The organism is Streptomyces pathocidini (assembly GCF_001418495.1).
GTDB lineage: Bacteria > Actinomycetota > Actinomycetes > Streptomycetales > Streptomycetaceae > Streptomyces > Streptomyces pathocidini.
Genome location: NZ_LIQY01000254.1, coordinates 1 through 7,029, shown reverse-complemented (window position 1 = coordinate 7,029; position 7,029 = coordinate 1). Strand labels below are relative to the sequence as shown.

The 7,029-nt window shown below is 73.7% G+C and carries 6 protein-coding genes; 2 read left to right on the top strand and 4 right to left on the bottom strand.

Annotated elements, in window-relative coordinates:
- Positions 1-1,375 (top strand): hypothetical protein (locus AOK16_RS13800; protein WP_240483555.1); only part of this gene is annotated, 1,375 nt, incomplete at its 5' end.
- A gap of 251 nt (positions 1,376-1,626) precedes the next feature.
- Here the strand turns inward: AOK16_RS13800 and AOK16_RS13795 are convergent.
- A complete protein-coding gene (locus tag AOK16_RS13795; RefSeq protein WP_055472567.1) occupies positions 1,627-3,135 on the bottom strand; it encodes an SCO1417 family PLP biosynthesis transcription factor in 1,509 nt (502 codons plus the stop codon).
- A 596-nt stretch (positions 3,136-3,731) separates the two neighbouring features.
- Between AOK16_RS13795 and AOK16_RS13790 the strand changes: the two genes are divergently transcribed.
- Positions 3,732-4,106, top strand: a complete 375-nt coding sequence (locus AOK16_RS13790) for an RNA polymerase-binding protein RbpA (protein WP_055472566.1) — start codon at positions 3,732-3,734, stop codon at positions 4,104-4,106.
- Between the two features lie 248 nt (positions 4,107-4,354).
- Here AOK16_RS13790 and fxsA read toward each other — a convergent pair whose 3' ends face one another.
- The 3 genes from fxsA to lnt form a co-directional block, all read right to left on the bottom strand.
- The gene (gene fxsA / locus AOK16_RS13785) at positions 4,355-4,960 is read right to left on the bottom strand and encodes an FxsA family membrane protein (protein WP_055472565.1); all 606 of its coding nucleotides are present in this window, start codon (positions 4,958-4,960) and stop codon (positions 4,355-4,357) included.
- Between the two features lie 201 nt (positions 4,961-5,161).
- Positions 5,162-5,929, bottom strand: coding sequence for a polyprenol monophosphomannose synthase (locus AOK16_RS13780; RefSeq protein ID WP_055472564.1), 768 nt, complete (start codon positions 5,927-5,929; stop codon positions 5,162-5,164).
- On the bottom strand, positions 5,926-7,029 hold a 1,104-nt coding region (gene lnt, locus AOK16_RS13775), incomplete at its 5' end, for an apolipoprotein N-acyltransferase (protein WP_107098342.1). The genes AOK16_RS13780 and lnt, both read right to left, overlap by 4 nt.

Sequence of the window (7,029 nt, the reverse complement as noted above, 5' to 3'; positions counted from 1 at the left end):
CGCGCTCGCCACGGCCGCCGCGGGCCTGGCCGCGATCGTGCTCATGCCGTACGGGCCGCTCATCGCGCTCATCGCGCTGATGGGGGCGGCCGCCTGGGCAGGCCACGAGCGGCGGACGCCCGTCGAGACCGGGCCGTGCGAGGCCGAACTCGGGCGCCTCCAGGCCCTCTACGAAGCCCTGGTCCCGTACTTCTCGGTCGCCGAGGACCCCAGCCCGCTCTACGCGCACGGCGGCGAATGGGAGCCGGCCTTCTCCTCGTACGAGTTCGACGACGGCCGGGTCAGCCGGCTCAAGCTGCGCTACCCGCCGTACTTCCCCGACGGCGAGGCCGAATCCCGCGCCCGGATCGAGGCGTTGCTGCACGCGAAGTGCGGGCGGGGGCGGGAGTACCTCTTCGAGTGGGACGAGGAGGGGAACGAGCTCGGCATCACGGTCCTGCCGCCGCTGCCGACCGACATCTGCGCCCAGCGGTTCGTCACCACCCCCGGCGAGATGGTGCTCGGCTTCACCGACCCGGGCGGTGTGCAGCGCACTGTGCCGGTGGCGGGCGCGGACGCGACCCGGGACGCACCGCCGGTGATGTGGCGGACCGGGCCGCGCTCCACCGAACCGCACCTGCTGGCCCTCGGCCGCGGCGGCACCGGCATCTCCACGCTGGTGCGCTCCATCGCCCTCCAGGCGCTGCACCACGGCGACGTGCTGGTCGTGGACGGCAGCGGAACGGGCGAGTACGCGTGCCTGGTCGAGCGGGACGGCGTACTGGCCGTCGAGTGCGGTCTCGCGGGCGCGGTGGCGTCGCTGGAGTGGGCCGCCAACGAGACCGAGCGGCGGCTGATCGCGGCGAACAGCGCGCGCCAGGCGGGGCGTCCGGCGCCCGAGGACACCCGCCGCCAGATGTGGATCCTGCTGGACCGGCCGACGGTTCTCAGCCATCTCGCGGCGGTGGAGCAGCGGATCGATCCGCAGGAGCTGCTGCAGGTGCCGCTGCGGCACGGGCGGGCCGTGAACGTCACGGTCGTCGTGGCGGACCAGCTCGACAGCGCGGAGGGGCTGGCCGAGACCGTACGGTCGCAGACCCGCGCACGGGTCATCCTCGGGGCCGCGGACCCGCGGGAGGTACGGGCCGTGCTCGGCGCGCCGCCGCACACCACACCCACGCCGCACGTCCCGCCGGGCCGGGGCTACGCGCGCCTGGGCACGGGCCCGGTCCACCGCCTCCAGGTCCCGGCCACCCCGGACCCCTTCGACGAGGAGACGGCGGACCACCACCGCGAGGCGGTCCTCGCCCTGCTCCCGCCTCGGCCCCACCTCGGCCCACCACCCGCGGCCCGTTCGGCATCCGCCGCCGACAGCGCGGCCCACGCCGACAGGTAGGAAACGGACCAGGGCGGGCCTCCCCGAGGCCACCCGGGGATGCCGACGCCGCTTGGGCAGGGCTCCAGGACGGCGATCTCAAGTCCGCCACGACGGCGAGAGGCCCGACGGCGGAGTCCGGCGGTGCCGAACCGGCATCAGCCGATCCGGAGGCCCGGCCGCAGGCGCCGACCGGCCCGTGGGCGAGTACGACCGTCTGCTGGACCTGGCGGACGAAGCGGCCACCACTCCGTACGCCGGGCCGGGCAGCGTCAGGCCACCAGGCTGCGCGGCGTGTCCGCCGCGACCGGGGCGCCGGTGGCGACCAGGTTGGCGGCCGCGGCCAGTCGGGCGGCGGCCGTCTCGGCCAAGGGGCCGCCGACCGTGAACGGGAGGCGCACGAAGCCCTCGAACGCGCCGTCGACGCCGAACCGCGGCCCGGACGGCACGCGTACCCCCAGCCGCTCCCCCGCCTCCGCGATGCGCGAGCCGGAGAGACCGCCGGTGCGGGCCCAGAGGGTCAGGCCGCCGTGCGGAACGGTGAACTCCCAGGCGGGCAGGTGGAGTCGCAGGGCGGCGGTGAGCGCGTCGCGGTTCTCGCGCGCCTGGGCGCGGCGGATGTCGCCCGCCGCGTCCCACCCGCCGTCGCGCAACAGCCAGGTGACGGCGAGCTGTTCGAGGACGGGCGAGCCGAGGTCGGCGTAGACGCGAGCGGCGACCAGGCTGCGGATCACGTCGGGCGCGGCCCGTACCCAGCCGATGCGCAGCCCCGCCCAGAAGGCCTTGCTGGCCGAGCCCACGGTCAGGACCGTGCTGCCCGCCGGGTCGAACGCCGAGACCGGGCGGGGCAGTTCGACCTCGGGGTCGAGCCGCAGCTCGGACATCGTCTCGTCCGCGACGAGCACCGTCCCGGCCGCGCGCGCGGCGGCGACCAGCGCCCGCCGCTGCTCCTCGTCGGCGAGGGCCCCGGTCGGGTTGTGGAAGTCGGCCATCACGTACGCCATGCGCGGCGCGGCGTCGCGCAGCACCTGGCGCCAGGCCGGCATGTCCCAGCCCGCAAGCCCGTCGCCCATGGCCACCGGTACGAGCCGGGCCCCGGCCTCGCGCATCAGCTGGAGCACGTTCGCGTACGAGGGCGACTCGACGGCGACGCGCTCGCCGCGCGCCGCGAACAGGTGGCAGATGGCGGCGACGGCCCCCATGGCGCCGGTGGTGACCATGATCTGCTCGGGCATGGTCGCGATGCCGCGCGCGGTGTAGCGGTCGGCGATGGCCTGGCGGAGGTCCGGCAGGCCGGCCGGGAAGTCGCCGTGCGTGCGGGCGTACGGCGGCAGGGCCTCCAGGGCGCCCTGGAAGGCGCGGCCGAGCCAGGGTTCGGGGCCGGGCAGGGCCGCGCAGCCGAGGTCGATCATCGACTCGGCGGCGTCCGGCGGGAGCGGGTCGAGGCCGCGGGTGGGCAGCGGGCTGCCCGCGGGGACGGCGGTCCAACTGCCCGCCCCGCGCCGGGATTCCAGGAACCCCTCGCCGCGCAGGGCCTCATAGGCGGAGGCGACGGTCGTACGGCTGAGGCGGAGCGCGGCGGCGAGCTCGCGCTCGGCGGGGAGCCGGGCGGCGACCGGGATACGCCCTTCGAGGACGAGCAGCCGCACGCCGTCGGCGAGGGCGCGGTACGCGGGCGGTTTGCGGCCCGCCGGAGGCTCGCTTCTGGCCTCGCTCTGGGATCGGAGCAGCCGCGCGAGTTGCGCGGCACCCACCGCGGAGGTCCACTGCGCCGTCGTCATCGGTCCACCTTCCCCGAATTGGCCATGAGACTGGGCCGCTTCCTCGCTTCAGAGTGACACAGAGCAGTCCAATTTGACCATCTGGATACCCGAGGAGAGACGTTTCGTCCGGACCGCGCGCGCTGGACGGCACGACCGAGCGCGATGGGACGGCACCGCCGAGGAAGAGTCCGGCAGGGGAGGCCGAGCCGTGGAGCCCGCGGCGACGGGAAGGTTCTTCACCATTCCGGACCCGGAATGGGAACCGGACCGTGTCGTCGCGCGTTGCAGCGTACGGAAGGGGCAACAGGGGTACGAAGAAACCAGGACCGCCGCCGTGCCGGAATCTGGCCGGATTTAGGGTCCTGGGGCGAAGGCCGGTAGTGTACGCCCTTGACCCGCCGGATTGACCGTTACTGCACGCTAAAGAAGCGGAAACGCTGGGTGACATCTCCTGTCAGATGTGACAAACCGGGCGACGGTGGGTACAAAAAGGGGCGGCACGACGGGCGACGCATGTCCCGGAACGGGAATCTTCACCGCCGACCGGACGTTGCACCGGATGACGACGACAGCGACACCTGTCCTGTGGGCGACAAGCCCGGGAGGCACGATTCATGAGTGAGCGAGCTCTCCGCGGCACGCGGCTCGTGGTTACCAGCTACGAGACGGACCGCGGCATCGATCTGGCCCCGCGCCAGGCGGTGGAGTACGCATGCCCGAACGGCCATCGATTCGAGATGCCGTTCTCGGTAGAGGCGGAAATTCCGCCGGAGTGGGAGTGCAGGGCCTGCGGCGCCCAGGCACTCCTGGTGGATGGCGAGGGCCCTGAGGAGAAGAAGGGCAAGCCCGCGCGTACGCATTGGGACATGCTCATGGAGCGGCGCACCCGCGAGGAGCTGGAGGAGGTGCTGGCCGAGAGGCTGGCCGTCCTGCGCTCCGGCGCCATGAACATCGCCGTGCATCCGCGGGACAACCGCAAGTCGGCGTAGCCGCGCCGCTGCCTGCGGCGCGCGGGGCCGACCCGCACACAGAGGGCCGCGGCCTGTGGGACATCGACGGTGTCCCACAGGCCGCGGCCTTTGCGCTGTCCCGCACGGTCCGGACTCTTTTGCAGGGTCCGGACTCTGAGGTGCATGGTCCGGACTCCAGGGCCTCGCTCCGGGGCTTCCGTTCGGGGGGCTTCCGTTCGGGGGCCTCGTTCTGGAGTTGCCGCGCCTTGCCCGTGCGTCCGTGCGGCTCAGCCCGTGAGCGGGGGCCGGTGGTCATCGTGTGAGGAGGGATCGGCGTCCGAGCGGGGCCCTGGACCGTCCTCGCGGATCACCTCGCCCTGGACGACCTTGCCGCCCGGGCGGTGCACACGGGCCTGCTGGAAGGCATCGCCCAGGGTGCCGGGCCGCGCCGAGCTCATCCGGCGGCTCAGCGAGCGCTCCAGCGACCGGCGCAGCAGGGCGCGGGTCGGCGGGAAGACGCAGAGCAGTCCGGCCACGTCGGAGAGCAGCCCCGGCACCATCAGGAGCAGTCCGCCCACCATCGGGAGGGTGTTTCCACCGCTCTCCTCGCTCGCGGTCGCCGAGTCGATCGGCCGCCCCTCGGCAGCGGCGGCCTGTGCCGCCTGGACGTTGGCGGTCAGCCCGCGCCAGGCCCGGCGTCCGGCGCGCTTCACCACGTACGCCCCGAGCACCACTCCGGCGATCAGCAGCAGGAGGACCGTGAGCCCGCCGAAGGCCCGGCCGACGAGGGTGAGCAGCCAGATCTCCAGCACCAGCCAGGCGGCGACGCCCAGGGGCACCAGTCTGCGGGCGCGGGAGCGTCGGGGCGGGGGCTGCGGCGATCCGGTCGTCATGTCTCCCAGTGTGCATTGACCGCGCGCCCCGGGGGACGCAGGGCTCCAGACCTCAGCCCGAGGCGCCTCTCGGGGCGGGCAAGGGGGGTGGGATCCAGGACTGGCGCCGGAGCGCCGAACGCGCCCGCACGGCCTCCTCGAGCGTCCCCTGGCGCACGTCGGCGGCAAGGCGACCGCCGTCGGCCACCTGTCCCCGTCGGGCTACGAACGCTTGTGGCCCAGGATGCGGTTGACCCGGGAGCCGACGCCCCAGGCGGTGACCCGCCAGAGGGCCTCGACGAGGATGTCGCGGCTCATCTTGCTGTCCCCGTGCTCGCGTTCGACGAAGGTGATGGGCACCTCGACGATGTGGAAGCCGGCCTTCACCGCGCGCCAGGCCAGGTCGACCTGGAAGCAGTAGCCCTGCGAGGCGACCGCGTCCATGCCGAGGCCTTCGAGAGTCTCCTTGCGGAAGGCCCGGAATCCGCCGGTCACATCGCGGATCGGCACATCCAGCAGGACGCGGGAGTACAGACTGCCGCCCCGGGAGATGGCCTCGCGCGACCTGGGCCAGTTGACGACCCGGCCACCCGGCACCCAGCGGGAGCCGAGCACCAGGTCGGCGCCCTTGAGGGCGGTCAGCAGCCGGGGCAGCTCCTCGGGCTGGTGCGAGCCGTCGGCGTCCATCTCGACCAGGACGCCGTAGCCGCGGTCGATGCCCCAGTGGAAGCCCGCGAGGTAGGCGGCGCCGAGGCCCTCCTTGCCCTTGCGGTGCAGCACGTGGACGTGGTCGTCCTCGGCCACCAGCTCGTCGGCGAGCTTGCCCGTGCCGTCCGGGCTGTTGTCGTCGGCGACCAGGACGTGCGCGTCGGGCACCGCGGACCGCACCCGGGCGACGATCGGCTTGATGTTCTCGGCCTCGTTGTAGGTAGGGATGATCACCAACACCGTGCCGAGCGGGCCGTATTGCCTCTGAGTGCCGTCGTTCACTGCTGCCCCTTCTCGTCCGTGCTGCCCCGTCGCAGCCCGCGCCGGCCGAGCACGATTGCGGCGGCGCAGGACAGAACGCCCACCATAGCGAGCGCCCACTCCGGGCCCGCGCCGACGCGGTCGGCGACCGTCGTGTCGTCACGCAATGGGAGGCGTGCGGTCAGCACGTCCCGGGTGAACTCCTCGGTGCGCTGCTGGACGGTCCCGTCGGGGGCGACGACGGCGCTGATGCCGCTGGTGGCGGCCGTGACGACGGCCCGGCCGTGCTCGACGGCGCGCAGCTTGGACATCGCGAGCTGCTGCTCGGGCTGGCCGGTGCGCCCGTAGGTGGCGTTGTTGGTCTGGACGACGAGGGCGCGGGCGCCCGCGCCGACGGTGTCCCGGACGATCTCGTCGTAGGCGACCTCGAAGCAGATGACGTCGCCGAGGCGGGCGGGACCGGTCTGGAGGACGCCGGTGCGGTCGCCGGGGTAGAAGTCGCGCGGGACGCGCTGGAGCCGCGTGATGACCTTGCTGAGCTGGTCGCGGAAGGGCACGTACTCCCCGAAGGGGACGGGGTGTTGCTTGGTGTACGAGGCGCCCGGGCCGGTCTTCGGGTCCCAGACGATGCCCTGGTTCTCGACGTACCCCTCCTTGGTGGGGTGGTCGACCAGGGCGCCCACGAGGATGGGCACGCCGATCGCCTTGGCGGCCTCGTCGATCCGGGCGTGTGCCTCCGGGTACGCGAAGGGGTCGAGGTCGGAGGCGTTCTCGGGCCAGATGACCAGATCGGGTCGCTGCTTGCGGCCCGCCTTGACGTCCGCTGCCAGGTCCAGGGTGGCGTCGACGTGGTTGTTGAGGATCTTCATGGGGCGACCCAGGAAGTCCATGCCCGCCTGCTGCACGTTGCCCTGGACGACCGCGATGTCGACGTGGTCGGCGGCGTCGGTCGGGACGGGCACGGCGTAGCCGGTGGCGCCGACGGCGACCGCGAGGACCGCCGCGCCGGCGGCCGGCAGGACGGCCCGGGCCGTGAGGGCCTTACCCGCGTCGGGCGGGTCCGTCCCCCGTACCCCGGCCCGCGTACCGCGCAGCCGCCAGGCGGCCGCCGCCGCGGCGGC